The sequence below is a fragment of the Paenibacillus sp. CCS19 genome, from assembly GCF_033239625.1.
Taxonomy (GTDB): domain Bacteria; phylum Bacillota; class Bacilli; order Paenibacillales; family Paenibacillaceae; genus Paenibacillus_T.
On sequence record NZ_BTCK01000119.1, the window covers coordinates 1 to 306 of the forward strand.

Here is a 306-nt window from a genome sequence, read left to right on the forward strand (position 1 = left end):
TGGTCAAGACCCTAATTAATGGACAGTAAGAAAAACCCCTACTTCGCAAGCTGGCTCTGGTACTGTACCGGAGTCAGCTTGTTTAATCTTCTTTGAGGACGACGATGATTGTAAAAGTAGATGTATTCCTCAATTCGTCTTTGTGCTTCCTCAATTGATCGGATATCATAAGGATAGAGACCTTCTGTCTTCAAATGTGAGAAGAAGCTCTCCATTGAGGCATTGTCATAACAATTGCCTCTGCGAGACATGCTGATTTGGGCGCCAACCTTTGGCAGCATGTCGTGGTAATCGAAGGACGTGTAT

Annotated in this window: 1 protein-coding gene; it reads right to left on the bottom strand. The window is 43.8% G+C overall.

The window, feature by feature from the left end:
* Nucleotides 1-38: 38 nt before the first annotated feature.
* Nucleotides 39-306: integrase core domain-containing protein (locus SBI19_RS29400; RefSeq protein ID WP_317973079.1), on the bottom strand; the 268-nt coding region annotated here is incomplete at its 5' end.